Source organism: Alteriqipengyuania triglochinis (assembly GCF_054655655.1).
This window is the reverse complement of sequence record NZ_BAAHNC010000001.1, coordinates 284,759-311,255: the sequence shown is the minus strand read 5'-3', so window position 1 is coordinate 311,255 and position 26,497 is coordinate 284,759. Positions and strand designations below refer to the sequence as shown.

The window sequence follows — 26,497 nt, the reverse complement described above, 5'->3', positions numbered from 1 at the left end:
CCGCGCAGGCGGGGGTCCAGATGACGTTTGAAGCCCGTGCCACTGCGCCCGGTTGGGCCCCTGCCTTCGCAGGGGCGACGGAGGCGGGCCGATGACCGATTTCCTCCTCGAACTGCGCTCCGAAGAAATCCCCGCGCGGATGCAGGCGGGTGCGCGCGCCGAGCTCGAAAAGCTGTTCCGCCGCGAAATGGAAGCGGCGGCCGTCGCGATGGGCGAGGTTACCGTGTGGTCCACACCGCGCCGCCTCGCCCTGATCGCGCGCGGGCTGCCGACCGAGACGCAGGCCGTCAGCGAAGAGGCCAAGGGGCCGCCGGTGGGCGCTCCCGATCAGGCGGTGGACGGGTTCTGCCGGAAGAACGGCGTCACGCGCGACCAGCTGGAGGTGCGCAACGTGAAAGGCCGCGAGACCTATTTCGCGGTGATCGACACGCCGGGCAGGGCGGTGCGCGATGTGCTGGCCGAAGCAATCCCCACGATCATCCGCGACTTCGCATGGCCCAAGTCGATGCGCTGGGGCGCGGCGTCGATCTCCACCGAGAGCATGCGCTGGGTCCGCCCGCTGTCGGGCATCGTCGCACTGCTGGGTGACGACGTGGTCGAATGCGAAGTGCATGGTGTCACGTCGGGCGCGGTCACGCTGGGGCACCGCTTCCACCACTCGGGCGACATCACCATCGGCGATGCGGACGACTATGCGGTGAAGCTGCGCGCTGCCCACGTGATCGTCGACCACGAGGAACGCGCCGCGCTGATCCGCGAAGGCGCGGCGAAGGTCGCGTCCGAAGCGGGGCTTAGCCTTGTCGAGGACGAAGGGCTGGTGGTCGAAAATGCCGGGCTGACCGAATGGCCGATCCCGCTGCTGGGCCGGTTCGAGGAGGATTTCCTCGAAGTTCCGCCCGAGACGATCCAGCTCACCGCGCGGGTCAACCAGAAGTATTTCGTGTGCGAGGACAGCACAGGCCAGCTCGCCAACGCATTCATCTGCACCGCCAATATCGAGGCGGAAGACGGCGGCGAGAGAATCGTCGACGGCAACCGCAAGGTGCTCGCCGCGCGGCTTTCCGACGCGCGTTTCTTCTGGGATGTGGACCGCAAGAAGACGCTGGCACAGCACGCCGAGGGGCTGAGGCGCATCACCTTCCACGAGAAGCTCGGCACCGTCGCTGACAAGGTCGAGCGTGTGGCGAAGCTCGCCCGCTGGCTGGTGGAAGAGGGGATCGTCACCCCGGACCTGATCCGGGGTCCCGCTTCTTCGGATGCGGGCGCGGAAGGAAGCGGGACCCCCGCCTCCGCGGGGGTGACGAAAGAGGAATTGGCGCAGATGGCAGAAGATGCTGCCAAGCTGTGCAAGGCCGATCTCGTCACCGAGATGGTCGGCGAATTCCCCGAGCTGCAAGGCTTGATGGGGGGCTACTACGCCCGCGCCGAGGGCATGCCCGATGCCGTCGCCGACGCGATCCGCGATCACTACAAGCCGGTCGGGCAGGGCGACGATGTGCCGACTGCTCCGGTGACTGTGGCGGTGAGTCTGGCGGACAAGCTGGATACGCTGTTCGCATTCTATTTTGCTGAAGAGCGCCCTACCGGATCGAAGGATCCTTTTGCGCTTCGTCGAGCAGCGCTTGCAGTGAATTCAATTCTAACCGCCTCCGGATATCGGCTCAATCTAACGGAAGCCGCATGGCGTTGGCTTTCCGCTGCACTCGATATCCCTAAAACTTATGATCCCGACACTAAGGTAAAGCGGCAGTACAATGATTTAACCATCCGCTTCATCGGAGATATGAACGTCTTTGACGTGAACCATATTCTCGAAACCGAAAGTTGGGGCGACCTCAAGGGGCGACTGGAGTACGCGAGCAAGCGCAAATACGACTTGGTCAGAACAAGCTTCATGGACCTCCTCGACTTCTTCGCCGACCGCCTCAAGGTCCAGCAGCGCGAAGCCGGAGTCCGTCACGACCTGATCGACGCGGTGTTCGCACTCGGCGGGGAAGACGATCTCGTTCGCCTGCTCGCCCGCGTCCACGCGCTCCAGGCATTCATGGAAACCGAGGACGGGACCAACCTGCTCGCGGGCTATAAGCGCGCGGCGAACATCCTCAAGAAGGAAGGCTGGCAGGGCGAGGACGAAGCCCCGCATACGGGCGAGGAAGACCCGCTGGTGCTGGTCGACGATCCGGACATGAAGGACATCGTCGCTGCGCAGCTGGAAGAGCGGCGCAAGGGTGCGAAATCGCTGTCCTACACGCCCGAACCTGCCGAAAAGGACCTGATCGACGCGCTCGATTCAGCCGAGCCGAAAGCTGCCACCGCTATCGAGGCCGAGGACTTCGAAGGCGCGATGGCCGCGCTCGCCAGCTTGCGTGCGCCGATCGATGCGTTCTTTGACAGTGTGACCGTGAATGACGAAGACGCCGCCAAGCGATCGGCCCGTCTTGCCTTGCTCGCGCGTTTCCGCGACGCAGTGCACAAGGTGGCCGATTTCTCGAAGATCGAGGGGTAAGCGTACCGAAAAGCGCCATCTGTCACCCTGAGGGCAGATTGGTGTTGTAATACAAGGCTTTGCTCAGGGTGACACATGGGTGACACGTGTCACCCTCCCGTCAGCAAAAGTGTAAGCAGCAGTGATCGACAAGGAACATCGCATCGCCATGACCCAGACAGTCTACCACTTCGGCGGCAACGCAGACCATTCGGACTCGCGCCAGAAGGACAAGACCATCACCGGCGGCAAGGGCGCGAACCTTGCCGAAATGGCCAGCATCGGTCTGCCGGTTCCCCCCGGTTTCACGATTACGACCGAGGAATGCCTGCGTTATCTGGACCTTGGCGGGGACTTCTCGAACGGGCTGCAGGATGCGGTGGCCAGGGGCGTCGCCCATGTCGAAGCGACCGTGGGCAAGACGCTGGGCGATGCGGCCGATCCGCTGCTCGTCTCGGTGCGCTCGGGCGCGGCGATCTCGATGCCCGGGATGATGGACACGGTCCTCAACCTCGGCCTCAACGACGAGACGGTGAAGGGCCTCGCCCAGACGAGCGGCGACGCGCGCTTTGCGTGGGACAGCTACCGCCGGTTCATCCAGATGTACTCGGATGTCGTGCTCGGCATCGATCACGGCCTGTTCGAGGAAGCGCTGGAGATCATGCGCGAGGATCACGGCTTCTTCTCGGATACCGAGATGCAGGCCGAACACTGGGAAACGCTGGTCGGCGAATACCTCAAGATCGTCGAGCGCGAGCAGGACAAGCCGTTCCCGCAGGATGTCGATACGCAGCTGTGGGGCGCGATCCGCGCGGTGTTCGAAAGCTGGGACAGCGAGCGGGCGAAGATCTACCGCCGGTTGAACGACATTCCGCACGATCTCGGCACGGCCGTGAACGTGCAGGCGATGGTGTTCGGCAATATGGGTGACGACAGCGCGACCGGCGTCGCCTTCACCCGCGATCCCTCGACCGGCGAGAAGTACTATTACGGCGAATGGCTGGTGAACGCGCAGGGTGAGGATGTGGTCGCGGGCATCCGCACGCCGCAATACCTCACCAAGGCGCGGCGCGAGGAAGCCGGGGCCGACAAGCAGAGCATGGAAGAGGCGATGCCCGATGCCTACGCAGAGCTCGCCCACGTGTTCGACCTGCTCGAAAAGCACTACAAGGACATGCAGGATATCGAGTTCACGGTGCAGCAGGGCCAGCTGTTCCTCCTCCAGACCCGCAATGGCAAGCGCACCGCCAAGGCTGCGCTGAAGATGGCGGTGGAGATGGAAGGCGAGGGGCTGATCGACCGCAAGACGGCGGTGCTGCGGATTGATCCGATGGCATTGGATCAGCTGCTCCACCCCACGCTCGACCCCGAAGCTCCGCGCGATATTCTGGCGACCGGCCTGCCTGCTTCGCCCGGCGCGGCGAGCGGAAAGATCGCGCTCGATGCGGACACGGCAGAGCTGTGGTCCAATCGCGGCGATGCGGTGATCCTCGTGCGGGTCGAGACCAGTCCCGAAGACATCCACGGGATGCACGCCGCCAAGGGCATCCTGACCGCACGCGGCGGGATGACGAGCCACGCGGCCGTGGTCGCTCGCGGCATGGGCCGTCCCTGCGTCTCGGGCGCCAGCGGCGTCTCGATCGACCGCAAGGCGCGGACCGTGCGGATCGGCCAGGCCGAGTTGTCCGAAGGCGATATCATCACGCTCGACGGCGGGAACGGTCAGGTGATGCGCGGCCAGGTCGACACGATCGAGCCCGAGCTGGCGGGCGATTTCGCCAAGGTCATGGAATGGGCCGACGAAGCGCGCCGGATGGGCGTGCGCACCAACGCCGAAACGCCCGAGGACTGCAAGACAGCGCGCAGCTTCGGTGCGGAAGGCATCGGCCTGTGCCGGACCGAGCATATGTTCTTCGACGCCGACCGGATCATGGCGGTGCGCGAAATGATCCTGGCCGAACGCGAGGATGCCCGCCGCGCGGCGCTCGCCAAGCTGCTGCCCGAACAGCGCAGCGATTTCGAGGCGATCTTCGAAGTGATGGCAGGGCTGCCGTGCACGATCCGCCTGCTCGATCCGCCGCTGCATGAATTCCTGCCGTCCGACGACGGCGATTTCGCCGAACTGGCCGAAGCGACGGGGATGGATGAGGAGCGCCTGAAGCGCCGGGTGGCGGAGCTGCACGAGTTCAACCCGATGCTGGGCCATCGCGGCTGCCGCCTCGGCATCACCTTCCCCGAAATCTACGAGATGCAGGCGCGCGCCATCTTCGAAGCGGTGTGCGCGGTGAAGGAAAAGAGCGGTGAGGCGCCGCTGCCCGAAGTGATGATCCCGCTGGTCGCCACCAAGCGCGAGCTGGAAATCTTGCGCGCGCTGGTGAACCGCGTGGCGGAAGACGTGTTTGCGGAGAAGGGCACGCGGGTCGAATATCTGGTCGGCACGATGATCGAACTGCCGCGCGCCGCGCTGATGGCGGGCGAGATTGCCGAGGAAGCGCGCTTCTTCAGCTTCGGCACCAACGACCTCACGCAGACGACCCTGGGCCTCAGCCGCGACGATGCGGGGCGGTTCCTCAACACCTATGTCGACCGCGGCATCTTCGCCCGCGACCCGTTCGTCAGCCTCGATATTGATGGCGTGGGCCAACTGGTCGAGATCGCCGCCGAGCGCGGGCGCGCAACGCGGCGCGACATCAAGCTCGGCATTTGCGGTGAACACGGCGGCGATCCCGCCAGCATCGGGTTCTGCGAGAAGGTGGGGCTCGACTATGTCAGCGCCTCTCCCTTCCGCGTCCCGATCGCGCGGCTCGCGGCGGCCCAGGCTGCGCTGAAGGCTTCGGCGCTCCGCAAGGACTGACGATGGCGCGCGGTCGGTTACGCCCAACCGGTCAGCGCGACCATTTCGAAGGTGACCGGCACCTTGCCGTCCGGGTCGGCGTGGTCGAGGAAGGCGGCGCGGGCCCGTTCGAGTGCGCCGCGCCCCAGCGGCGGGCCGGACTGACGCAGCACGTTGCCCATGCCCTGCGCCCTCAGGTCCGCCACCAGACGGTCGAGCGAGCCGTAGCGCGCGGTGATGGGCAGCGGCGTGTCGACCACATGGCGCACAAAGCCCGCCCGGCTCAGCACAGCGCTCGCCCCGCGGGCATCGACCATCGGATGCATGCGGGGGGCAGGGCGGTCGGGCTCGGCGGCAAGCATCGCGCGGCGCAGCGGATCGAGGCTGCCCGCCGCATGGAGGATCGCGATGGCGATGCCGTTGGGCGTCAACGCGCGGCGCATGTGGACCAGCGCACCGGGCAGGTCGTTGATCGTGTCGAGCAGGCCGAGGCTGGCAATAAGGTCGTAGGAGCCGTCGGGAACGGGCGCTTCCTCGTCGATCGTGTCCGGCGCGGCGTGCGTGATGGTGCTATCAGGCAGATGTGTGTCGAGCGCACGATGGGCGTCGCCGAGAATCAATGCGGTCTGCGGCTCGAACCGCATGAAGGCGAGCCGGTCAACGATCTCCTCGACCATCGCCTCCTGAATGAAGCGCGGCGCATCGTCGTGCTGCTGGAGCGCACGCATCCGCTGCCAGCGTGTCGCACGGCGGGTTTGCGAAAAGATCTGCGGAATGGGGGAGGCGCTCATCTCGCGACAGGTGGCGGGCCGGGCGGCGAGTTGCAAGCGGGAGGCGGATGATGATCGGCACAACCGCGCGAGCGCTCGGCCCGCTGGTCGATTTCGTCTACCCGCCGCGTTGTCCGTTGTGCGGGGAGGGGGTGGCCGCCGGGCCGGGGCTGTGCGCCGATTGCTGGGCCCAGCTGGGCCTGCCGGGAGAGCCTGGCTGTGCGCGATGCCAGATACCGTTACCCTCGGCAGCGGTCGAGAGTGTGTGCGGTTCCTGCAGCGCCCATCCTCCACGCCACGCGGGGATCGCGGCAGCCGCGCTCTACAACGAGGCGGCGCGCCAGCTCGTCCTGCGCTACAAGCACGGCAAGCGGATCGGGCTCGCAAAGCTGATGGGCAGGCTGATCGCGAGCAAGCTGTCGGATGCGCCAGCGCACGCCCTGCTCGTACCGGTGCCGCTGCATCCCCGGCGTCTCTGGGGACGCGGCTTCAATCAGGCGGCGCTGCTCGCCCAGGCGATCGCGCACCAGACGGGGCACGTGGTGCTGGTCGACGGGCTGCGGCGAACGCGCGCGACTCCGAAGCTCGGCGGGCTGGGCCGGGTGGCGAGGGCGCGCATGCTGCGCGATGCGATTGCCGTCAGCAGCAAGGCCGCGCCCCGAATCCGGGGTAGTGACATGATTCTGGTCGACGATGTGCTGACAAGCGGGGCGACGAGTTCTGCCTGCACCGCGGCGCTGCTCGATGCAGGGGCCCGAAGCGTGCGTATCGCGTGCTTCGCGCGTGTCGCCGACCCAAAAAGCGAAACGCCCGGGACCTGATCGATCCCGGGCGCCGCGTGACGAATTTTTCATGGGTTGCCCGGCCGTTCCCCCGAAAAGCCGAACCGCAACCCAAAACCCTCGTCGTGACATCGCCGGAAAAACCCCCATCCGGCGATGTTCCCCCTGAACCCGGCGCGTCTGCGCGGCGCCTCGGCCTGAAGGGTGACCGTCTCCGGCCACAGAACGCAGTCTTTCCAAACCGGTGGCTGCTTGCAACGCTCTCGTTGTGAAATTGAAAGGAATCACGTCTTGGTGTTGTGCTTTGGCAACAACATGGCCACGGACCGCACGAGTTACGAAAGGATTGCAAACCATGGGCCAGAGCGATGCCGACGCGCGAGAAACCGGCGATAGCTTCATGCCGAAGTTCGGGGCCGACGGGCTGCTCACCGGTGTGGTCTTGGATGCGGCGACCCGGGAGGTGCTGATGGTTGCCCACCTCGATCAGGAGGCGCTCGACGCGACCCGCGAGACGGGGTTGGCGCATTTCCACTCGCGGTCGCGCGGGACTCTTTGGTGCAAGGGCGAGACGAGCGGCAACGTTCTGCGTGTGCAGGAGATCAGGGTCGACTGCGATCAGGATGCGCTCGTGATCGTGGCCGAGCCGGCCGGTCCGGCCTGCCACACCGGCGCGCGGACCTGTTTCTACCGCAAGCTGGACACGAATGGGCGACTCAAACCGGTTTCAGATTGACCTTTACGTAAAGGGCACTAAATAGAGGGTATGAGCCAAGCCACCGTCAAAAGCTCCTACCGCGGCGCAGGTGCCCATCTCGACCGGCCCGATGCGCAGGAGCGCGAATCCTACTCGATTTCCGATCTTACGGCGGAATTCGACTGCACTGCACGCGCATTGCGCTTCTACGAGGACGAAGGTCTGATCGCGCCGACCCGTAACGGGCTGTCGCGGATTTACTCCAAGCGCGACCGCGCGCGCCTCGCCTGGATCATGCGCGCCAAGAACGTCGGCTTCAGCCTGGCCGAGATCAAGGAGATGATCGATCTCTACGATCTTGGCGATGGCCGCGTCGAACAGCGCCGTGTCACGCTGGAGCGGTGCCGTGCGCATGTCGCCAAGCTCAAGCAGCAGCGCGACGATATCGATTCCTCGATCACCGAATTGACCGATTTCATCGATCATATCGAAGAGATCGAACAGGACTAACCACCAAAATCCCCCATCCGCAAAGGACATCCTGATGCCCAGCTATACCGCCCCCACCCGCGACTTTCGCTTCATCATCAATGAGATGCTGAAGCTTGAAAGCTACGCCAACCTGCCCGGCTTCGAGAACGCGAGCACCGACATGGTGACCTCGATCATCGACGAGGCGGGCAAGTTCACCGCCGAAGTCCTTCAGCCGCTCAACCAGATCGGCGATCAGGAAGGCTGCACGCGGCACGATGACGGCTCGGTGACCACGCCGACCGGCTTCAAGGAGGCATTCGACCAGTTCCGCGAGGCGGGTTGGGGCACGCTTTCCATGCCCGAGGAATTCGGCGGGCAGGGCCTTCCGCATTGTGTCGCCTTCGCGATGGAAGAGATGATCTCTTCCGCCAACCAGTCCTTCGGCATGTACCCGGGCCTGACGAACGGCGCCATTTCGGCGTTGATCGCCAAGGGCAGCCAGGAGCAGAAGGAAAAGTACCTGCCCAAGATGGTGTCCTGCGAATGGACCGGCACCATGAACCTGACCGAGCCGCATTGCGGCACCGATCTGGGCCTCATCCGTACCAAGGCGGAGCCGCAGGACGATGGCAGCTATTCGATCACCGGCACCAAGATCTTCATCTCCGCCGGTGAGCACGACATGGCGGAAAACATCATCCACCTGGTGCTGGCGAAGACGCCGGGCGCGCCCGATTCCTCCAAGGGTATCTCGCTGTTCGTGGTGCCCAAGTTCCTCGTCAACGACGACGGCTCGATCGGCGATCGCAACGGCGTAATGTGCGGCTCGATCGAGCACAAGATGGGCATCCACGGCAACTCGACCTGCGTCATGAACTATGACGAAGCGAAGGGCTGGATGGTCGGCGAGGAGAACAAGGGTCTCGCCGCGATGTTCATCATGATGAACGCGGCGCGCCTCGGCGTTGGCATCCAGGGCCTCAGCCAGGCCGAAGTGTCCTACCAGAACGCCGTGACCTACGCGCTCGACCGCCGTCAGGGCCGCGCGCTGACCGGTCCGGCCGAGCCGGACGAGAAGGCCGATCCGATCTTCGTCCACCCCGACGTGCGCCGCATGCTGATGGACGCCAAGGCCTTCAACGAAGGCATGCGCGCTTTCGCATTGTGGACCGCGCTGCAGCAGGATCTCAGCCACGCTCTGCAGGACGAGGACGAGAAGCAGCTCGCGGATGACCTCGTCGGGCTGATGACCCCGGTCATCAAGGGCTACGGTACCGACAAGGGCTACGACGTCGCCAACAACATGCAGCAGGTCTACGGCGGCCACGGCTACATCGCCGAGTGGGGCATGGAGCAGTTCGTCCGCGATGCGCGCATCGCGATGATCTACGAAGGCACCAATGGCGTGCAGGCGATGGACCTGTGCGGGCGTAAGCTCGCCCAGCATGGCGGCCGCGCGGTGCAGGCGTTCTTCAAGCTGGTCGACGATGAAGTCGCCGCAGCCAAGGACGAAGAGGGCATGTCCGAGCTCGCCGAAGGGCTCGAGAAGGCGGTTGGCGAACAGAAGGCCGCCACCATGTGGTTCATGCAGAACGCGATGGCCAACCCCAACCACCTGGGCGCAGGCGCCCACCACTACATGCACATCATGGGCATCACCTGCCTCATGCTGATGTGGGTGAAGATGGCCCGCGTCGCCAAGGCTGCGCTGGCCGAGGGCGATACCGACAAGGCATACTACGAAGGCAAGGTCGCCACAGCGCGCTACTTCGCCGACCGCTTCGTGCCCGATGCCGGCGCGCTGCGCCGCAAGATCGAAAGCGGCAGCGAGTCGATGATGGCGCTGGGCGAAGAGGCCTTCGCCACGGCCGCCTGACGCCCGAGTCGCAGCGTCACGCTGGGACTTAGTTGATGAAGTACACACGCGGGGTGCCCTCAACAAAGGGCATCCCGCGTTATTCGTTTGATTCAGGGTTGAAAGAGCCGATGCGAAGCTAGCAGCGGCGGGGCGAGTAGGAAAATCGCAGCCGGGACTACAGAGAGGGCACGGGCGTGAGCCGAGTACGAGGAAGCGATGGCAGCGCGGGAGATGTCGACTACGGCGAGATCGGCGGGACCTACAGCCGCTACCGCCAGCCCGATCCGGTGATCGCGGCGCAGATCCATCGCGCGCTCGGCGATGCGAAGACCGTGCTGAACGTCGGCGCCGGTACGGGTTCCTACGAGCCCACGCACTGCGCGGTCACCGCGGTCGAGCCCTCGGCCGCGATGCGGGCGCAGCGGCCTGCGCACCTCGCACGGGCGATCGACGCCGTCGCGGAAAACCTGCCGTTCGAGGATCGGAGCTTCGATGCGTCGATGGCATCGGTGACGGCCCACCAGTGGTCCGGCCTCGAGGCGGGGCTTGCCGAGATGCGGCGGGTGACGCGCGGGCCCGTGGTCCTGCTGGTGTGCGATCCTGCGGCGATGATGGATTACTGGCTGGCCGAGTACATCCCCGAGGTTCGGGAGATCGAGGCAAGCCGTTTCCCGTCGCTGGAGCGCATCGCTGCCGCGTTGGGCGGCGAGGTGGTGGTCGAGAATGTGCCGGTGCCGCTCGACTGCCGGGACGGCTTTAACGAGGCGTATTACGGGCGACCCGAGGCATTTCTCGACGAGAACGCACGCCTCGCCTGTTCAAGCTGGAGCCTCGTGCCCCGGGAAGCGGTGGAACGCTTCGAGGCGGCGCTCGCCGCCGACCTGCAAAGCGGGCGCTGGGACGAGAAACACGGGGCCCTGCGCAGGCAGCCGTTTTTCGACGGGCCGTTGCGGCTCGTGATCGGGAGGGATGTCTGAAAAAACTCCCCTCCCTTGAGGGAGGGGTTGGGGGTGGGTGTACGGCACGGGCAGTGAGTGCCGAACGCCCCCACCCCGACCCTCCCCCGCGCGGGGGAGGGGGTAAGGGTCACGCCTCCGGCAGGAAGTCCGGCACCGACAGATAGCGCTCGCCGGTGTCGTAGTTGAAGCCGAGGACGCGCGAGCCTTCTGCGAGGTCGGGCAGCTTCTTCGCGATCGCGGCGAGCGTGGCGCCGCTGGAGATGCCGACCAGCATGCCTTCCTCGCTCGCCGCGCGGCGGGCCATGTCCTTGGCATCCTCGGGATCGACCTGGATCGCGCCGTCGATCGATTTCGTGTGCAGGTTCTCAGGCACGAACCCCGCGCCGATGCCCTGGATCGGGTGCGGACCGGGCTCGCCGCCGCTGATGACGGGGGAGCCTGCCGGTTCGACCGCCCATGCCTTCATCTCGGGCCAGTGCCGCTTCAGTTCTTCGGCGCAGCCGGTCAGGTGGCCCCCGGTTCCCACGCCGGTGATCATCGCATCGATCGGACGGTCGGTGAAATCGCCGAGGATTTCCTTGGCGGTGGTGCGGGCATGGACCTGCCAGTTGCTGTCGTTATCGAACTGGCTGGGCATCCAGGCGCTGGAGTCCTGCTCGACCAGTTCCTGCGCGCGGCTGATGGCTCCCTTCATGCCGCCTTCCTTGGGCGTCAGGTCGAAGGTGGCGCCATAGGCGAGCATCAGGCGGCGGCGTTCGAGGCTCATGCTCTCGGGCATCACCAGCACCAGCTTGTAGCCCTTGACCGCGGCGACCATCGCGAGGCCGATGCCGGTGTTGCCACTGGTCGGCTCGATAATCGTGCCGCCGGGCTTGAGCTTGCCGGCCTTCTCCGCATCCTCGACCATCGCGAGTGCGATGCGGTCCTTGATCGAACCGCCGGGGTTCGCGCGTTCGCTCTTCACCCAGACCTCATGGTCGGGGAACAGGCGCGAGAGGCGGATATGCGGCGTGTTGCCGATGGTTTCGAGGATCGAGTCGGCTTTCATGGGATCTTCTCCTGCAAGGTCTGTTCAGGGGTTTCCTCTTCCAACGATGCAGGCGGGTCGAAGGTCCGGGTGTGTCGCAGAACGGGGAATATCCGACTCCACATCGCGACGGTCACGATCGCGCCGACCCCGCCGAAAATCACCGCGCCTGCCGGGCCGATGACGCTGGCGAGGAAGCCGGAGAAGGCATCGCCGCCCTCGTTCGACGCGCTGATCGTCAGCAGGCTGGCGGAGGAGACGCGCCCGCGCTTCTCGTCCGGCGTGTGAAGCTGGATCAGCGACTGGCGAATATAGACGCTGAACATGTCCGCCGCGCCCACGATCACCAGCATCGCAAGGCTCAGCGGCATGAAGCGCGAGAAGCCGAAGACGATGGTGGCGACACCGAAGGCAGCCACCGCCCACAGCATCTTGGGCCCGACATTTGTCTTAAGCGGGCGGAAGCTGAACCACAGCGCGGTCACCGCCGCGCCGATCGCGGGGGCGGCGGCGAGCTGCGCGAGGCCGGTCTCGCCCACCTTCAGGATGTCGTGGGCGAAAGGCGGGAACAGCGCGGTCGCGCCGGCGAGGAACACCGCCATCAGGTCGAGCGTGATCGCGCCGAGCACCATCTTGTTATGGATCACGTAGCGCCAGCCATCGACGATCTGCCCGATCGGATGCTGGGCCCCATTGATCGGCGAGCGCGGCACCTTGCCGATCGTGCTGATCGCGATGATCGAGACCAGGAACAGCCCCGATGCGACCATGTAGGGCAGGGCGGGCAGTGCGTCGTAGGCGTAGCCGCCGACCGCCGGGCCGACGATCATCCCGGTCTGCCACGCGATGGAGGACAGTGCGATGGCGTTGGGCAGGATCGCCTTGGGAACGAGGTTGGGGGCGAGGGCGGACAATGCAGGGCCGTTGAACGCGCGCACCACGCCCAGCAGCACCGCGACCGAGAACAGGGATGGCAGGTCGATATGCCCGGAATAGGTCGTCCACGCGAGGTAGGCCGCGCCCAGGAACTGGAGGCCGATGGTCAGGCGCGACACGGTCTTGCGGTTGAAGCGATCCGCCGCGAGGCCGGAGAAGGGCGAGAGCACGAACAGCGGCAGGAACTGCAGCAGCCCGATCAGCGCGAGCTGGCCCGACGCCTCGAACGCGTTGAGGCCATTGCCGCGCGCGATCGTGTAGGTCTGCCATCCGATGATGAGCATCATGGCGTACTGCCCGACGATCATCGAGAACCGCGCGAGCAGATACGCGCGGAAATTATGGATTCGCAGGGGAGAGGCTTGGGGTGCGGTTTCGGCGTCGTTCACGCGGTACGCCATGACAGGCGCATCACGGCGATAAAAGCAAATTCTCGATGGGTGGGATCAAGCGCTGCTTGGGCCTGGCTGGTGGGGCCAGGCTGGTGGGGCCCGCCGGGATCAGCGGGGGCGGCGCAGGCGCGGATTGGGCTGCAGCTGGTCGATCAGTTCGAGGAAATCGTCCACCCGGATGATCCGTTCGAACTGGAAGCCCGCACGGTTGTCCTTGGTCCAGATCAGGTAAGCCTCGATCCGACCGATGATCGGGAAGCTGACGATCACCCGGTCCCCGCGGTTTCCGCCGGTCGCGTTGTCGATCATGAAGCCGTTGGCCGACACATTGCTGATGTGAAAGGGTACGTCGCCACGGCCGAAATAATCGGCGATGACGTTGTAGTCGACCGGATGCCGGACCGAAGCGCGCTGATCGGTCACGCTGAGATGCGAAGCCACCGTATAAATTCCTCCACGGGCCGATCCGGCCCAGTCTCCGCGACCGGTTATCGTTTCAAAAGGCTGACGTTCGGTTAAACCGCCCTGTCCTGAATCGAGACGAACGGCGCAAACCGGGCGATTTACCGCGTGACGATCCCGTGTTTCTTGCGGCCGAGCGACAGGCGCTTTTGTGCACCATCCGCAACCGTCAGGATGCTCGCGGCATCGTTCTGGACCTCATCGTCCACCCGCACCGCGCCTTCGGCGATCTTGCGCTTCGCTTCCTTGTTGGACGCGGTGAAGCCGATCGCGGTGAGCGCGGCGGGCAGCGCCATGCCATCGCCTACCGCCAGGGTCGGCAGATCGCCGCCCGCGCCGCCGGCGAAGGTGTCGCGCGCGGTTGCTTCCGCCTTCGCGGCCGCGTCCTCGCCCCGGACAAGCGCGGTGACCGCATTGGCCAGCGCGACCTTGGCATCGTTGATCTCGGCTCCCTCGAGCCGTTCGAGCCGCTCGATCTCCTCCAGCGGGATATCGGTGAACAGGCGCAGGAAGCGGCCCACGTCGCGGTCGTCGGTATTGCGCCAGAACTGCCAGAAATCGTAGCCCGGCAGCATGTCCTCGTTGAGCCAGACCGCGCCCGCGACCGACTTGCCCATCTTGGTCCCGTCGGCGCGAGTGATCAGCGGTGTCGTCAGCCCGAACACTTCCTCGCCGTCCATCCGGCGTGCCAGCTCTACGCCATTGACGATATTGCCCCACTGGTCGCTGCCGCCCATCTGCAGGGAGACGCCCATCTCCTGGTTGAGATGGCGGAAATCGTACCCCTGCAGGATCATGTAATTGAATTCGAGGAAGGTCATCGGCTGTTCGCGTTCCAGCCGCAGCCGCACCGAATCGAACGACAGCATGCGGTTGACGGTGAAATGCGTGCCGACCTTCTGCAGCATCTCGATATAACCGATCTCGCGCAGCCAGTCGTGGTTGTTCACCATCACCGCGTCGGTCGGCCCGTCGCCGAAGGTCAGCAGATTCTCGAACGCGGTCCGGATCGAGGCGATATTGCCCTCGATCTCTTCGTCGGTCAGCATCTTGCGGACCTCGTCCTTGCCCGTCGGGTCGCCGATCCGCGTGGTGCCTCCACCCATCAGCACGACCGGCTTGTGGCCCGCCTGTTGCAGGCGGCGAAGCAGCATGATCGACACAAGATTGCCGACATGCAGCGAAGGCGCCGTCGCGTCGAAGCCGACATAGCCCGGCACGATGCCCTTGCTGGCCCGCGCATCAAGGCCCGCCGCATCGGTGACCTGGTGGATATAGCCGCGCTCTTCCAGCAGGCGCAGCAGATCGGATGTGTAGTTGCTCATGACGATCGGCGCGCTAGCAGGTAAGGGGCGGCATGGAAACGTATCGGTTGGCCCCGCATCCCGCTTTTCCGCCGCTCGAGGTCACGCAGGTGGCAACTCGGCTGGACAGGAGCGATCGCGACTGGTTGCGGCTCAGCTGGCGGGTCGCGGGGGCGGAGCAGCTTGTCCTCCCGCCGCTGGCCGGCCCGGGCAGGGCGGACGAGCTCTGGAAGACCACCTGTTTCGAGCTGTTCCTGATGCCGGGCGACGGGCCGGCCTACGCCGAGTTCAACCTCTCTCCCTCCCTCCGGTGGAATGCGTATGATTTCACCGACCGGCGCGAGGAGATGAAGCCGCGCCCGATGCCGCGCGAGCCCCAGTGCAGGATTGGCGGCGAGGGCAGTTCCACGATCTTCGATGCAGCAATCCCGACGGGCGGGCTGCCACCGCTCGCGTGCAGCATGGGTCTGACCTGCGTGATCGAGGAGCACGGCGGCCGCAAAAGCTACTGGGCGCTCGCGCACGGCTCGGATGCGCCGGATTTCCACGATCCTGCTTGCTTCACCGCGCGCCTTGCGGCACCTCACGCACCATGAAATTCGGAATCGACCGCCTCCTGTCAGAGCCGGACCTACGCAAGCCCCTGGAAGGCAAACGGGTCGCGCTGGTTGCTCATCCGGCGTCGGTCACTGAGTCGCTCGAACACAGCCTCGATGCGCTGGTCGCTGCGGGGGTGAATGTTTCCAGCGCGTTCGGCCCGCAGCACGGGCTGAAGGGCGACAAGCAGGACAATATGGTGGAGACGGCGGACGAAACCGACCCCGTCTACAATATCCCGGTGTTCAGCCTTTACGGCGAGGTCCGCCGCCCCACGGGTCAGATGATGTCGAGCGCGGATGTGTTCCTGTTCGACCTGCAGGATCTCGGCTGCCGGATCTACACCTTCGTCACCACGCTGCTCTACCTGCTCGAAGAGGCAGCGAAGAGCGGCAAGAGCGTGTGGGTGCTCGACCGGCCCAACCCCGCAGGGCGTCCGGCGGAAGGCACGCTGCTGGTGCCGGGGGAGGAAAGCTTCGTCGGAGCCGGCCCCATGCCGATGCGGCACGGCGTGACGATGGGCGAAATGGGGCACTGGTTCATCGACCACTTCGGGCTCGACGTCGATTACCGGGTGATCGCGATGGATGGCTGGCAGCCCGCCGGGCCGGGGAAGGGCTGGCCGCAGGACCGGGTCTGGATCAACCCGTCGCCCAATGCCGCCAACGTCAACATGGCGCGCGCCTATGCAGGCACGGTGATGCTGGAGGGCACGACGCTGAGCGAGGGCAGGGGGACGACCCGCCCGCTCGAGGTTCTGTTCGGCGCGCCCGATGTCGACGCGAAGGCCGTGCTGGCCGAGATGCAGCGGATCTCGCCGCACTGGCTCAAGGGCTGCGCGATCCGCGAATGCTGGTTCGAGCCCACCTTCCACAAGCACGCCGGCACGCTGTGCAACGGGCTGATGATCCACGCCGAGGGCCCGTTCTACGACCATGCGCAATTCCGCCCGTGGCGGTTGCAGGCGCTGGCGTTCAAGGCGATCCGGACGCTCTACCCGGATTACGATCTCTGGCGCGATTTTCCTTACGAATACGAGCTCGACCGGCTGGCGATCGACGTTATCAACGGCGGCCCCGCACTGCGCGAATGGGTTGACGATCCCGCCGCCTCGCCGGTCGATCTGGATCGCATGGCGACCAATGACGAAACCGAGTGGCGCGATAGCGTCGCGCGGCACCTGCTCTACTGAGCCGGGATCAGAACGCGCCCGCGATCCACGCCACGGCCAGCGCGCCGGGCACGAACACAGCCTGCGCGATCAGCGTGCCCGCAAGGCGGCTGAAGCTGATCCACACGATCGTGCGGCGGAACTCCGCCTCGCTCGTCTTCCCGTCGACCACGTCGTCGGTCATCACGGAGACCTGCGGATCGATCAGCGCGAAGAGCAGGATCGTCGCGACGCCGTTGATCACCGCGGAAAGCTGCGATGCGGTCACCCGGAATTCGGGGTTGAGATAGCCCGCGTAGATCGAGGCGAGCACGCCCACCACCAGCAGCGCCTGCGCCAGCGCGTTGGCGACCAGCACGCTCCAGCTGACCCCGCGCGGCTTGCCCAGCCCGGTAAAGGTCCCGCGCGCGGGCGCGGCGATCGATTCGCGGATGACCCTGAGCCCGGTGGGCGAGGCGGTGCGCAGCAGCATCCGCCCCATCGAGCGATGGTGCTGGAAATGGCCGATCGCGACCGCGAACAGGCGCTGCGCGGTCGGCACCAGCACGATCCCGATCAGCACCGCGAGGCTGGCCGAGACCAGCACCATCCGGAAATCCGCGACCAGCGCCTCGCCCCCGCCGAACTGCATGCGGTTCTCCACCCGCTTGGCAAGGAAGGGGCCGAGGAAGCCGTTGGCGGTGCGCGAAACCAGCACGAGAACGTTGAAGAGCGCGAAGCTCATCGCGATGCGGCGCGTGCGCACGCCTGCGATGCGGGCGGCATAGGCCAGCGTTCCGATCAGGTGGATGACGAAGGTCAACAGGCAGATGACCAGCAGCTGGGCGTCCATTGCGCGCCGCCTTAGGCGCGTGCGGGGGCTTCCGCCATCGGTTTCGCATGACCGTGCGTCGATTTGTCCGGCCGACGGATCGGCTGCACCAGCGCGACCAGCACGAAGCTGATGATCATCAGCAGGTACCAGCTGCCGAACTTGGCGAGGCTGACCATCTTCCAGCCCGTCTCCTGCCCGGGGTAAGACCAGGCGCGCGCGAATGTGCCGATGTTCTCGGCAAACCAGATGAACAGCGCAACCAGCCCGAAGCCGAGCAGAAGCGGCATCCAGCGATGGACGCGGAAATTGCGGAAATGCACGCTCGTGCGCCAGAAGATCAGCGCCGTCGCGCCGAACAGCAGCCAGCGCAGGTCGAGCCAGTAATGGTGGAGGAAGAAGTTGGCATAGACCCCGACCGCCAACAGCCATGTCGCCCAGCGCGGCGGGTAATGGGCAAAGCGGAAATCGAAGATCCGCCACACCCGCGCGATATAGCTGCCCACCGCGGCGTACATGAAGCCGGAGAACAGCGGCACGCCCGCAATCCTGAGCAGCGAAGGCTCGGGATAGACCCACGACCCGGCATAGGTCTTGAACACCTCCATCGCGGTGCCGACCACGTGGAAGATCAGGATCACCTTCGCCTCGTCCCACGTCTCCAGCCGTAAGGCGAGCATGCCGAGCTGGATCGCCAGCGCCGCGAGCGTCAGGAAATCGTAGCGGGCGAGGGGGGCGTCAGCGGGATAGAGGAAATGCGTCGCCAGCAGCAGCGTGAGAAGGAGGCCGCCAAACAGGCAGGCCCAGCCCTGCTTGAAGCCGAACAGCAGGAATTCGTAGATCCACAGCCGCCAGCCTTCACCGGGATCGAAGGCTTCGAGCCGGGCGCGAATCTGCTGGAAGCGGCTCGCGCCGTGAAGCCTAGTTATCACTTGTGATTTGGTTTCGGCAGACCGCAGGGAAACTACCCCTTACGAACACCCGTTTACTAAGATCTTTGCTATAGCCACCATCTTTGAGGTGGAGGGCGATCTTCGTCGGCCATTTTTCTTGAGCTTCTATGACCAAATCCGCTTCTTGCGGAGCAGTGCCCTCATAAATAACAGCCGATCTCTCTAGGTCGAATAGACGGTATGTGAAGAAATCCATCTGACGATCATACCGCTCAAGAACTTCACCCGGTTCCAGAGCAATCGCAAAAGCGCCCCCGCAGACTACACCGGGGCCAGCAAATGCGGTCGTGTCGATGCCATCAATCTGATCGCTCGGATCGGTCGGAACTGCCATGCGAAGCGCGTCGGCATCATATCCGCCATCGCTCGAGCAAGCTGTCAAAATGGCAAACAACAAAACCGCAGAACTACGGGCTGACATTTCCAGTACCTATGCAGACAGATCGAACGATCAGTTTGCGTCGGCACGCCGGATCACCGCGGGGCCGCCTTCAGGCACCGGGCGGATATCGTCCATATCGTCGGTCATTACCAGCACGTCGCACCCGTCCACATCGCGGTCGACCGCCTTGTAGAGCAGCGGCTCGGCTGCCTCGGCAGGCTGCGTTTCCAGCTTGGGCTGGCCGCTTTCCTCGCGCGCCTGCTCGATCGTGTCGCGGCAGGTGGCGCGGTTCACGAAATCCTTGAGGCCGCCCGTGGCGAGCGGGGCAGGCTTCGAATAGCCGGGCATGTCGAAGGGCAGCGCCTCCGGCGAAACCGGGGCCTGCTCGGCCGGTGCGAAGCCCATGACCAGAGGCGCGGCAAGTACGATGGCGATACGCATTGGGGTCTCTCCTCAGCCGCGCAGTATACCCTAGCCTTGCTTGCGGCTCAACTCGCGCATCGCGTCGTCCAGCCCGTCGAGTGTGAGCGGATACATCCGGTCATTGACCAGTCGCTTTATCATGCTGGTCGATTGCGAGTAATTCCACTGCCGTTCGGGGATCGGGTTGAGCCAGACGGTCGCCGGATAGGTATTGGTCATCCGCTGCATCCAGGTGGCGCCCGCCTCCTCGTTCATGTGCTCGACCGAGCCGCCGGGATGCGAAATCTCGTACGGGCTCATCGCGGCATCGCCGACGAACACGATTTTGTAGTCGTGGCCGAACTTGTGGAGGATGTCCCAGGTCTTGGTCCGCTCCTGCCAGCGGCGGCGGTTGTCCTTCCACACGCCTTCGTAGAGGCAGTTGTGGAAGTAGAAAAATTCGAGATTCTTGAACTCGGACGTGGCCGCGCTGAACAGCTCTTCGGTGACCTTGATGAAGGGGTCCATCGACCCGCCGACGTCGAGGAACAGCAGCAGTTTTACCGCATTGCGCCGCTCGGGACGCATGTGGATGTCGAGCCAGCCCTGCTTGGCGGTGCCGCGGATCGTGCGGTCGATATCCAGCTCGTCCGCCGCGCCTTCGCGCGCGAAACGGCGCAGGCGACGCAGCGCCATCTTGATGTTGCGGGTGCCCAGTTCCTTGGTGTTGTCGAGGTTCTTGAACTCGCGCTTTTCCCACACTTTGACGGCACGCTTGTTCTTCGACTCGCCACCGATCCGGACGCCTTCCGGGTGGTAGCCCGAGTGGCCGAAGGGCGAGGTGCCGCCCGTGCCGATCCACTTGTTGCCGCCCTCGTGCCGCTCCTTCTGCTCTTCCAGGCGCTTCTTGAGCGTATCCATGAGCTCGTCCCACGAGCCCATCTTCTCGATCTTGGCCATTTCCTCTTCGGTGAGGTATTTTTCGGCGATTGCCTTCAGCCAGTCTTCCGGGATGTCGACCTGTTCCTGGCCGTAATCGGTCATGATCCCCTTGAAGACCTTGGAAAACACCTGGTCGAACCGGTCGAGCAGGCCTTCGTCCTTCACGAAAGTGGCGCGCGCGAGGTAGTAGAACGCCTCGGGCGTCTGCTCGATCACATCCTTGTCGAGCGCCTCGAGCAGGGTGAGATGCTCTTTCAGGCTCGCGGAAATGCCTGCCGCGCGCAGTTCGTCGACGAAATTCAAAAACACTGGCAACCGCTCCTTCAGCAGCCTGCATGCCTAGGATGATGGAGGGAATGGGGCAACAGGCCGCCTCCCAATCGCGATCGGGCCGGGAATCGCATTGAACCGAATCGGCCAGCGGTTCAAAAGCGGAAACATGGTTAAAGGGGGATTTACCATAATCGGCTTGGCGACCGTTCTGGCGGTGGCGTTTTTCCAGTTGAATCCGATGGGGTATCTTTCGCGCATCGACAGTCCGGCCAGCGCGACCGACAATATCGTTTATGTGTCGAGCCCCGTGGTACAGGAGGTTCCGCCTTCGCCGACGCCTCCGCCTCCTGCCGCAACCGCGACCAGGGTGGGCGGGGCGACCCTGCCGCCGGCGGTCGCCCAAGTTCTGAAATCGGGGGTGCTGATCGTGATCAGCAAGCCGTCGCAGCAGATGTACGTGTTCCAGGATGGCGAGCTGTGGGATTCCTCGCCCGTCTCGACCGGCAAGCGGGGTAAGGAAACCCCTGCGGGCCTGTTCCCGATCCTGCAGAAACGCGTCCATCACCGCTCCAACATCTATTCGAACGCACCGATGCCGCACATGCAGCGGCTGACATGGGGCGGGATTGCGATCCATGCGGGGCGGCTGCCGGGGTATCCTGCGTCGCACGGCTGCATCCGCCTGCCGAAGGATGTCGCGCGGGCCTTGTTCAGCCTGACCCGGCCGCAGACCACTGCGGTGGTCGTGACCGATCTGCCGGTCGGATCGGTTTCGCAGGCCCAAAGGGTTGCGCTCAACATGCCCGCGCCGCTTCCGGGGGAGCGCGGCCACCTGGTGCAACGGCGCGAGCCGCCTCTGCCGCAGTTGGCGGGTCAGGACATGCCAGAATTAGCGGCAGTTACGCCCGAACTCTTCGGAGAAGATGAGCTGGTTACAGGTGCGGTGGCCGATGCGACCATCAAGCGTCCGGTCGACCTGCTGGAGCAGGCGCGACCGCGCGTCAGCGGACCGACGATCCAGCTGGCGGCCAAAGGGAGCCCCGGCGAAGCCGAGGCCTATTGGTCGCGCATCAAAACCCGGTATCCCGAACTCGATCGCTACCAGAAGGTCATCATCCCGGCTGTCGTCAATTCTCGCCAATATTATCGTTTGCGGGTGACCGGGCCGGGGGCCCGGGCCACATGCGTATCGATCAAACGTTCGGGAGGCGACTGCTTCCCCGTCAGCTAGCGGGCCGATCTTCCGACGGCCTGATGTGCGGACCTGCTCTTCGCGGAAAGGGAGGGGAAGCGGCCGTCAGCAGTGGCTCGGCAGAACTCAGCTCTGCCGCCGCGACATGAAGGCGAGGCGTTCGAACAGCATTACGTCCTGTTCGTTCTTCAGCAGCGCGCCGTGCAGCGGGGGGATCGCCTTGTTGGGGTTCGCGTCCTGCAGCACCTCGACCGGCATGTCCTCGTTCAGCAGCAGCTTGAGCCAGTCGAGCAGTTCGCTGGTGCTGGGCTTCTTCTTGAGGCCGGGCACGTCGCGGATGTCGTAGAAGATTTCCATCGCCTTGGAGACGAGGTTCTTCTGGATGCCGGGGAAGTGCACCTCGATGATCTCGCGCATCGTCTCGCGGTCGGGGAAGGAGATGTAGTGGAAGAAGCAGCGGCGCAGGAAGGCGTCGGGCAGCTCCTTCTCGTTGTTCGAGGTGATGACCACGATCGGGCGTTCCTTCGCCTCGATCCGCTGCTGCGTTTCGTAAACGTCGAAGCTCATCCGGTCGAGCTCTTGCAGCAGGTCGTTAGGGAACTCGATATCGGCCTTGTCGATCTCGTCGATCAGCAGCACCGGCAGCTCGGGCGCCTCGAACGCCTCCCACAGCTTGCCCTTCTTGATGTAGTTCGAGATATCGTGGACGCGCTCGTCGCCCAGCTGGCCGTCGCGCAGGCGGGCGACCGCGTCGTATTCATAGAGGCCCTGGTGCGCCTTGGTGGTGGACTTCACGTTCCACTCGATCAGCGGAGCATTCACCGCCTTGGCAATTTCGTGCGCCAGCACCGTCTTGCCGGTGCCCGGTTCGCCCTTGACCAGCAGCGGTCGGCGCAGCGTCACCGCCGCGTTGACCGCCACCTTCAGATCGTCGGTCGCGATATAGTCCTGCGTGCCTTCGAAGCGTTCCATGCCCCACCTTTCAAGTCTCGTTTGGAAACCTGCTACGGGGACAGGCGACGCCTCGCAAGGGGGCGAAGTCACTCGGCCAGCGCGAGGATCCGCTTCGCCATCAGCAGCAGGATCGAGGTGTCGACCTCGCTCGCCGTGTCCATCTGGCTGATCGCGAGCATATGCCAGCGGCCCGCCTTGTCCCTCAGCAGCCAGGTCATGTTGAGCACGCCGGCTTCGGACCCGCCCTTGTAGCCGATATAGTCCCAGTTCGCGGTCTCGTCCTCTTCGAACACGGGGTTCACGGCCATGATCCGCCGCGCGGTATCCCCGGGCAGGGCGGCCAGCATGCGCATCAGCGCCAGCTGGTCGTTCATGCTGGCAAACCACTCGATATCCTCGATCAGCACCGGCGTGCCCGAGGTGAAGGTTTCGAGAAACCGCGCCTCGTCGATGTCCTTGAGGTCGAGCGAGCCGAGCATCGCGCGCCGCTGCGCCTCGTCGGCCTGGGCGTAGGCTTCGCCAAGGTCGCCCGACTTGAGGACGAACATCTCGCGGGTGGTCAGGAAAGGCAGCGTCTTGCCGAGATCGGAATGCCCGCTTGCGCGCATTTCCTTCTCAACCGCCTCGCGCCCTACGGTGCGCATGACCAGATCGGTCGCGGTGTTGTCGCTGATCGAGATCATCAGCGTCGCCGCGGTTTGCAGCGTCACCGGCGCACCGTCGGGCCAGGTCTGCATCACCCCGCTGGGAAAGCTCTTGGCGTCGAGGGCCACAACATCGTCCCATGCGAGGCGTCCCTCGCTCACCGCGCGCGAAAGGGCGGCGAGCACGTAGAGCTTGAAGGTGGAACCGATGGCGAAAGGCTTCGTCCTATCGCCATAGGTGAAGACGGGATCGCCATCGAGAGGCCCGAACCACGCTGCCGCGTCGCCCGATAGCTCTTCCATATCCGCCGAAATGCTCTCGGCGCCACTGGCAACCGGCTTGATGTCGTTCAGCAGGAGCCCGTCCACCAGAAAGGGAGGCGAAGCCTGAAGATTCATTGGCCCACCGACGAGCGCTTTTTCGAACCGCAGGGTAATGTTTGCGCCATCGGCGTTCACGGGATCGACGCTTTCTACGCCGACGACGGCACCAAACTGTGCCTTCAATTGCGCACTGATTTCGGCGAATTGCTCTGCCGAGACTTCGGCGAGGAAGATGTCCGCGATGACCTCCTCTGCCTTCTTGTCGCCGTTGATCAGGCTCACGATATCGGCCGCGCGGGTTTCGAACTTCGTCGCTTCGGCGGGCGCTCCGGCCTGTATCTCCTGCGCGTGGGCCGGCGTTGCCACTGTGCCGAGCGTTCCCAGCGCCAGCACGGCACCCATCATCATTGCGCGCGTTGTCTTGACCTGCATGATAGTCCTCCCTTTCCGAACCTATTAACAAATTACGGGATTTAGCGAAACGACTAAATCCCAGCTCAATCTTCTGCTGGAGCCATCCGACCAATGCCGACCGAACCGATCACCATCCCCAGCGCTCGCGGCTATGAACTGGCGGGATCGCTGGAAATGCCCACCGGGCTCGTGCGCGGCGTGGCGCTGTTCGCGCATTGCTTCACCTGCACGAAGCAGAGCCGCGCGGCGGTGGAAGTGACGCGCGCGCTGGCGCGGCAGGGGATTGCCTGCCTGCGGTTCGATTTCACGGGACTGGGCGGCAGTGGCGGCGATTTCGGCCGCGCGGGCTTCGCCAGCGATGTCGAAGACCTCGTCGAATCGGCGGGGCACCTGTGCGATCGCTTCGGCGGGAAGATCCTGCTCATCGGCCACAGCCTTGGCGGGGCGGCGGTGCTCGCGGCGGCCGACATGATCGGGCGCGACCGGATCGCGGCGATCGCCACTATTGGGGCTCCGGCCGACGTTCCGCACGTGCTCGGCAACATCAAGGGCGACCTTGCCGCAATCGAGCGCGACGGGCAGGGCGAGGTGACGATCGCGGGGCGCTCGTTCCAGCTGAGCCGCGAATTTCTCGCCAAGACCCGCGCGATCGAACTGCCTGCCGAAGTCGCGCGCCTGAAGCTGCCGATCCTGATCGCTCATTCGCCGACCGACGAGATCGTCGGGATCGAGAATGCCGGCACCCTGTTCGAGGCGGCCAAGCATCCCAAGAGCTTCGTCAGCCTCGCCGGGGCCGATCACCTGCTGACCAATCCCGATGACGCGCATTTCATCGCCGACATGATCGCCGCTTGGGGCGCGCGTTACATCCCGATGCGGCAGGACTGGCCAATGCCGGAGAAGGGCGTCGTCGCATGCACCGGTCATGGCAAGTTCGGCACCGAGGTGCACACACCCGGGCATCGCTTCGTCGCCGACGAGCCGACCAGCTATGGCGGCGACGATACCGGGCCCACACCCTACGACCTGCTGCTCGCCGCGCTGGGCACCTGCACCGCGATGACGATGAAGATGTATGCCGAGCGCAAGGGCCTGCCGTTCGAGGGTGCGCGGGTGGCGGTGACGCACGATCGCGACCACGGGAAGGACTGCGACCACTGCGAAGAGGAAGGCAACCAGGTCCAGGCGCTCCACCGCACGATCACGCTTCTGGGCGACGATCTGACCGCCGAGCATCGCGACAGGCTGATCGAGATCGCCGACAAGTGCCCGGTGCACAGGACCCTCGAAGGACATCTGCACATCCATACCGCGCACGAAGACTAGGGCGGGGCGGGGCGTCACGCCGCCTCCAGTTCCTCGGCCTGACGCCGGAGGCTGCGCGCGGCGCGCAGGTTGAGCCAGATGACGAAGCCGAAGAAGGCGAGGGTCGCGCCGAAGGGCGGTCCCATCTCTGCGAGGATGTCCCACGCATCGACCTCGCCGATCGCCTTGAAAACGACCGTTCCGTAGACGCCCAGCACGCCGGGCAGCAGCGGCCCGATATACCACAGCGGCACCGTGCGCAGCGCCTCGGCTTGACGGCGATATTGCGAGACGAGGTGGCTGCGACAGTCCTCTTCGGGGCGGCGGCGCTGCATCGATGCGCGCTTGTACTGGTTCCACAGCACCAACAGCGTGCCGAGGGCCATCAGGACCATGGCGCCTGCCATCATAGGCTCGCCGATCGCAACGAACATGACGAAGGCGGGCACCTCAAGGCACAGCAGCAGGGCGCCCGCTACATACTCGATCAGGTTGCGGCGGCGGATGGTCCGTTCGAAGCCGGTACTGCGCCTCACGAGTTCCTCGGGATCGGTGAAGGTTTGGGCAGCGCTTTCGGCCTGCCAGATGTGCCTGAGATCATCGGTCATGGTCGACCTCCGGAAGTTCAAATTGCGCGGCGAGCTTGTCCCTCAGCCGCGAAAGACGGGTGGCGACGGCACCGCTCGTGAGCCCCGTAACCTCTCCAATCTCCGCCCCCGAATGGCCTTCGAGCCACAGCAGGATGACCTGCGCGTCGAGCAGCGGGAGGGTGCGGATGATCGCGTGGAGCCGGGTGAGGGCGTGCGCGTCTGCTGCGGCCGTTTCATCGGCATCGAGGGCGGGCCGCGTCTCGACTTCGTCGATATCGACGGTCGCTGGCTTGCGGCTGGCCCGACCGACATGATCGGCCGCGACATTATGCGCGACGCGGAAGACCCAGGTCTTGAGCGCGCAGTTGCCATCGAAGCGGGCGAAACTTCGCCACAGTTCGAGGTGGATGTCCTGCTCCAGATCGCGAGCCTTGTCGGCATCGCGTTCCATGGCCCGCGCGAGCCGCGCGATGGCAGGGGCGAACTGCTCGCCCGCCTGGTGGTAAAGAGTGGCCTGTTGCCCGGTCATGCCCCTTTAGTCGCCGAGCGGGGGGATTTCTTACA

25 protein-coding genes are annotated in these 26,497 nt (G+C 64.9%); 11 read left to right on the top strand and 14 right to left on the bottom strand.

Annotation, left to right across the window (positions count from 1 at the left end):
* Nucleotides 1–91 precede the first annotated feature (91 nt).
* Nucleotides 92–2,506 carry a glycine--tRNA ligase subunit beta gene (glyS, locus tag ACYQ0L_RS01580; protein WP_459787176.1) on the top strand — a complete coding sequence of 805 codons (2,415 nt, stop codon included), beginning with the start codon at nucleotides 92–94 and terminating at the stop codon, nucleotides 2,504–2,506.
* 148 nt (nucleotides 2,507–2,654) lie between these two features.
* Complete coding sequence (ppdK, locus tag ACYQ0L_RS01575; protein ID WP_459787175.1) at nucleotides 2,655–5,339, top strand: pyruvate, phosphate dikinase; 2,685 nt, start codon at nucleotides 2,655–2,657, stop codon at nucleotides 5,337–5,339.
* Nucleotides 5,340–5,356: 17 nt separating this feature from the next.
* Here ppdK and ACYQ0L_RS01570 read toward each other — a convergent pair whose 3' ends face one another.
* On the bottom strand, nucleotides 5,357–6,046 hold the full coding sequence (locus ACYQ0L_RS01570; RefSeq protein ID WP_459787174.1) for a methyltransferase domain-containing protein: 690 nt from the start codon (nucleotides 6,044–6,046) through the stop codon (nucleotides 5,357–5,359).
* A 110-nt stretch (nucleotides 6,047–6,156) separates the two neighbouring features.
* On the opposite strand from ACYQ0L_RS01570, the gene ACYQ0L_RS01565 reads away from it, so the two are divergent.
* From ACYQ0L_RS01565 to ACYQ0L_RS01545, 5 genes are all read left to right on the top strand, one after another.
* Nucleotides 6,157–6,909 (top strand): ComF family protein, encoded by a 753-nt coding sequence (locus ACYQ0L_RS01565; protein WP_459787173.1) that lies wholly within the window; start codon nucleotides 6,157–6,159, stop codon nucleotides 6,907–6,909.
* Between the two features lie 316 nt (nucleotides 6,910–7,225).
* Nucleotides 7,226–7,606, top strand: a complete 381-nt coding sequence (gene hisI, locus ACYQ0L_RS01560) for a phosphoribosyl-AMP cyclohydrolase (protein ID WP_459787172.1) — start codon at nucleotides 7,226–7,228, stop codon at nucleotides 7,604–7,606.
* A 30-nt stretch (nucleotides 7,607–7,636) separates the two neighbouring features.
* Nucleotides 7,637–8,077 (top strand): MerR family transcriptional regulator, encoded by a 441-nt coding sequence (locus tag ACYQ0L_RS01555; RefSeq protein ID WP_459787171.1) that lies wholly within the window; start codon nucleotides 7,637–7,639, stop codon nucleotides 8,075–8,077.
* Between the two features lie 34 nt (nucleotides 8,078–8,111).
* Nucleotides 8,112–9,917 carry an acyl-CoA dehydrogenase C-terminal domain-containing protein gene (locus ACYQ0L_RS01550; RefSeq protein WP_459787170.1) on the top strand — a complete coding sequence of 602 codons (1,806 nt, stop codon included), beginning with the start codon at nucleotides 8,112–8,114 and terminating at the stop codon, nucleotides 9,915–9,917.
* 176 nt (nucleotides 9,918–10,093) lie between these two features.
* Nucleotides 10,094–10,876: a class I SAM-dependent methyltransferase gene (locus ACYQ0L_RS01545; protein WP_459787169.1), complete on the top strand. Its 783-nt coding sequence runs from the start codon at nucleotides 10,094–10,096 to the stop codon at nucleotides 10,874–10,876.
* Between the two features lie 109 nt (nucleotides 10,877–10,985).
* Here ACYQ0L_RS01545 and cysK read toward each other — a convergent pair whose 3' ends face one another.
* The 4 genes from cysK to tyrS form a co-directional block, all read right to left on the bottom strand.
* Nucleotides 10,986–11,906, bottom strand: a complete 921-nt coding sequence (cysK, locus tag ACYQ0L_RS01540; protein ID WP_459787168.1) for a cysteine synthase A — start codon at nucleotides 11,904–11,906, stop codon at nucleotides 10,986–10,988.
* On the bottom strand, nucleotides 11,903–13,222 hold the full coding sequence (locus ACYQ0L_RS01535) for an MFS transporter (protein WP_459787167.1): 1,320 nt from the start codon (nucleotides 13,220–13,222) through the stop codon (nucleotides 11,903–11,905). Before ACYQ0L_RS01535 ends, cysK begins: the two co-directional genes overlap by 4 nt.
* Before the next feature lie 99 nt (nucleotides 13,223–13,321).
* Nucleotides 13,322–13,654, bottom strand: a complete 333-nt coding sequence (locus ACYQ0L_RS01530) for a PilZ domain-containing protein (RefSeq protein WP_459787166.1) — start codon at nucleotides 13,652–13,654, stop codon at nucleotides 13,322–13,324.
* A gap of 122 nt (nucleotides 13,655–13,776) precedes the next feature.
* Complete coding sequence (gene tyrS, locus ACYQ0L_RS01525; RefSeq protein WP_459787165.1) at nucleotides 13,777–15,000, bottom strand: tyrosine--tRNA ligase; 1,224 nt, start codon at nucleotides 14,998–15,000, stop codon at nucleotides 13,777–13,779.
* A gap of 32 nt (nucleotides 15,001–15,032) precedes the next feature.
* Between tyrS and ACYQ0L_RS01520 the strand changes: the two genes are divergently transcribed.
* Nucleotides 15,033–15,575: a DOMON-like domain-containing protein gene (locus tag ACYQ0L_RS01520; RefSeq protein WP_459787164.1), complete on the top strand. Its 543-nt coding sequence runs from the start codon at nucleotides 15,033–15,035 to the stop codon at nucleotides 15,573–15,575.
* Nucleotides 15,572–16,768 (top strand): exo-beta-N-acetylmuramidase NamZ family protein, encoded by a 1,197-nt coding sequence (locus ACYQ0L_RS01515; protein WP_459787163.1) that lies wholly within the window; start codon nucleotides 15,572–15,574, stop codon nucleotides 16,766–16,768. The genes ACYQ0L_RS01520 and ACYQ0L_RS01515 overlap by 4 nt, the downstream gene beginning before the upstream one ends.
* A 7-nt stretch (nucleotides 16,769–16,775) precedes the next feature.
* On the opposite strand, the gene ACYQ0L_RS01510 is transcribed toward ACYQ0L_RS01515, so the two are convergent.
* Genes ACYQ0L_RS01510 through ACYQ0L_RS01490 form a run of 5 tightly spaced genes read right to left on the bottom strand, consistent with a single transcriptional unit; the run spans nucleotide 16,776 to nucleotide 20,546 of the window.
* Nucleotides 16,776–17,579 carry a lipid II flippase Amj family protein gene (locus ACYQ0L_RS01510; protein ID WP_459787162.1) on the bottom strand — a complete coding sequence of 268 codons (804 nt, stop codon included), beginning with the start codon at nucleotides 17,577–17,579 and terminating at the stop codon, nucleotides 16,776–16,778.
* An 11-nt stretch (nucleotides 17,580–17,590) separates the two neighbouring features.
* Nucleotides 17,591–18,487: a DUF817 domain-containing protein gene (locus tag ACYQ0L_RS01505; RefSeq protein WP_459788005.1), complete on the bottom strand. Its 897-nt coding sequence runs from the start codon at nucleotides 18,485–18,487 to the stop codon at nucleotides 17,591–17,593.
* Nucleotides 18,480–18,932: a hypothetical protein gene (locus ACYQ0L_RS01500; protein ID WP_459787161.1), complete on the bottom strand. Its 453-nt coding sequence runs from the start codon at nucleotides 18,930–18,932 to the stop codon at nucleotides 18,480–18,482. The genes ACYQ0L_RS01505 and ACYQ0L_RS01500 overlap by 8 nt, the downstream gene beginning before the upstream one ends.
* Nucleotides 18,933–18,962: 30 nt before the next feature.
* Entirely contained in the window at nucleotides 18,963–19,334 is a 372-nt protein-coding gene (locus ACYQ0L_RS01495) for a hypothetical protein (protein ID WP_459787160.1), read from the bottom strand.
* Nucleotides 19,335–19,364: 30 nt separating this feature from the next.
* Nucleotides 19,365–20,546, bottom strand: a complete 1,182-nt coding sequence (locus tag ACYQ0L_RS01490) for a vWA domain-containing protein (protein ID WP_459787159.1) — start codon at nucleotides 20,544–20,546, stop codon at nucleotides 19,365–19,367.
* 130 nt (nucleotides 20,547–20,676) lie between these two features.
* On the opposite strand from ACYQ0L_RS01490, the gene ACYQ0L_RS01485 reads away from it, so the two are divergent.
* Nucleotides 20,677–21,741, top strand: a complete 1,065-nt coding sequence (locus ACYQ0L_RS01485) for a L,D-transpeptidase family protein (RefSeq protein ID WP_459787158.1) — start codon at nucleotides 20,677–20,679, stop codon at nucleotides 21,739–21,741.
* An 87-nt stretch (nucleotides 21,742–21,828) separates the two neighbouring features.
* Here the strand turns inward: ACYQ0L_RS01485 and ACYQ0L_RS01480 are convergent, their stop codons facing one another.
* Nucleotides 21,829–22,674, bottom strand: coding sequence for an AAA family ATPase (locus tag ACYQ0L_RS01480; RefSeq protein ID WP_459787157.1), 846 nt, complete (start codon nucleotides 22,672–22,674; stop codon nucleotides 21,829–21,831).
* Between the two features lie 68 nt (nucleotides 22,675–22,742).
* Nucleotides 22,743–24,056 carry a serine hydrolase gene (locus ACYQ0L_RS01475; protein ID WP_459787156.1) on the bottom strand — a complete coding sequence of 438 codons (1,314 nt, stop codon included), beginning with the start codon at nucleotides 24,054–24,056 and terminating at the stop codon, nucleotides 22,743–22,745.
* Nucleotides 24,057–24,149: 93 nt separating this feature from the next.
* Between ACYQ0L_RS01475 and ACYQ0L_RS01470 the strand changes: the two genes are divergently transcribed.
* Nucleotides 24,150–25,364, top strand: a complete 1,215-nt coding sequence (locus ACYQ0L_RS01470) for a bifunctional alpha/beta hydrolase/OsmC family protein (RefSeq protein WP_459787155.1) — start codon at nucleotides 24,150–24,152, stop codon at nucleotides 25,362–25,364.
* A gap of 14 nt (nucleotides 25,365–25,378) precedes the next feature.
* On the opposite strand, the gene ACYQ0L_RS01465 is transcribed toward ACYQ0L_RS01470, so the two are convergent.
* Nucleotides 25,379–25,951, bottom strand: coding sequence for a hypothetical protein (locus ACYQ0L_RS01465; RefSeq protein WP_459787154.1), 573 nt, complete (start codon nucleotides 25,949–25,951; stop codon nucleotides 25,379–25,381).
* Nucleotides 25,941–26,462, bottom strand: a complete 522-nt coding sequence (locus ACYQ0L_RS01460; RefSeq protein WP_459787153.1) for an RNA polymerase sigma factor — start codon at nucleotides 26,460–26,462, stop codon at nucleotides 25,941–25,943. Before ACYQ0L_RS01460 ends, ACYQ0L_RS01465 begins: the two co-directional genes overlap by 11 nt.
* Nucleotides 26,463–26,497 lie beyond the last annotated feature (35 nt).

What these genes read in the sequence shown, in the direction of transcription:
- glyS (WP_459787176.1), top strand. Translation starts at nt 92, where the DNA reads ATGACCGATTTCCTCCTCGAACTGCGCTCCGAAGAAATCCCCGCGCGG.
- ppdK (WP_459787175.1), top strand. Translation starts at nt 2,655, where the DNA reads ATGACCCAGACAGTCTACCACTTCGGCGGCAACGCAGACCATTCGGAC.
- ACYQ0L_RS01570 (WP_459787174.1), bottom strand. Translation starts at nt 6,046, where the DNA reads ATGCGTGCGCTCCAGCAGCACGACGATGCGCCGCGCTTCATTCAGGAG.
- ACYQ0L_RS01565 (WP_459787173.1), top strand. Translation starts at nt 6,157, where the DNA reads ATGATGATCGGCACAACCGCGCGAGCGCTCGGCCCGCTGGTCGATTTC.
- hisI (WP_459787172.1), top strand. Translation starts at nt 7,226, where the DNA reads ATGGGCCAGAGCGATGCCGACGCGCGAGAAACCGGCGATAGCTTCATG.
- ACYQ0L_RS01555 (WP_459787171.1), top strand. Translation starts at nt 7,637, where the DNA reads ATGAGCCAAGCCACCGTCAAAAGCTCCTACCGCGGCGCAGGTGCCCAT.
- ACYQ0L_RS01550 (WP_459787170.1), top strand. Translation starts at nt 8,112, where the DNA reads ATGCCCAGCTATACCGCCCCCACCCGCGACTTTCGCTTCATCATCAAT.
- cysK (WP_459787168.1), bottom strand. Translation starts at nt 11,906, where the DNA reads ATGAAAGCCGACTCGATCCTCGAAACCATCGGCAACACGCCGCATATC.
- ACYQ0L_RS01535 (WP_459787167.1), bottom strand. Translation starts at nt 13,222, where the DNA reads ATGGCGTACCGCGTGAACGACGCCGAAACCGCACCCCAAGCCTCTCCC.
- tyrS (WP_459787165.1), bottom strand. Translation starts at nt 15,000, where the DNA reads ATGAGCAACTACACATCCGATCTGCTGCGCCTGCTGGAAGAGCGCGGC.
- ACYQ0L_RS01520 (WP_459787164.1), top strand. Translation starts at nt 15,033, where the DNA reads ATGGAAACGTATCGGTTGGCCCCGCATCCCGCTTTTCCGCCGCTCGAG.
- ACYQ0L_RS01515 (WP_459787163.1), top strand. Translation starts at nt 15,572, where the DNA reads ATGAAATTCGGAATCGACCGCCTCCTGTCAGAGCCGGACCTACGCAAG.
- ACYQ0L_RS01510 (WP_459787162.1), bottom strand. Translation starts at nt 17,579, where the DNA reads ATGGACGCCCAGCTGCTGGTCATCTGCCTGTTGACCTTCGTCATCCAC.
- ACYQ0L_RS01500 (WP_459787161.1), bottom strand. Translation starts at nt 18,932, where the DNA reads ATGTCAGCCCGTAGTTCTGCGGTTTTGTTGTTTGCCATTTTGACAGCT.
- ACYQ0L_RS01495 (WP_459787160.1), bottom strand. Translation starts at nt 19,334, where the DNA reads ATGCGTATCGCCATCGTACTTGCCGCGCCTCTGGTCATGGGCTTCGCA.
- ACYQ0L_RS01485 (WP_459787158.1), top strand. Translation starts at nt 20,677, where the DNA reads ATGGTTAAAGGGGGATTTACCATAATCGGCTTGGCGACCGTTCTGGCG.
- ACYQ0L_RS01480 (WP_459787157.1), bottom strand. Translation starts at nt 22,674, where the DNA reads ATGGAACGCTTCGAAGGCACGCAGGACTATATCGCGACCGACGATCTG.
- ACYQ0L_RS01475 (WP_459787156.1), bottom strand. Translation starts at nt 24,056, where the DNA reads ATGCAGGTCAAGACAACGCGCGCAATGATGATGGGTGCCGTGCTGGCG.
- ACYQ0L_RS01470 (WP_459787155.1), top strand. Translation starts at nt 24,150, where the DNA reads ATGCCGACCGAACCGATCACCATCCCCAGCGCTCGCGGCTATGAACTG.
- ACYQ0L_RS01465 (WP_459787154.1), bottom strand. Translation starts at nt 25,951, where the DNA reads ATGACCGATGATCTCAGGCACATCTGGCAGGCCGAAAGCGCTGCCCAA.
- ACYQ0L_RS01460 (WP_459787153.1), bottom strand. Translation starts at nt 26,462, where the DNA reads ATGACCGGGCAACAGGCCACTCTTTACCACCAGGCGGGCGAGCAGTTC.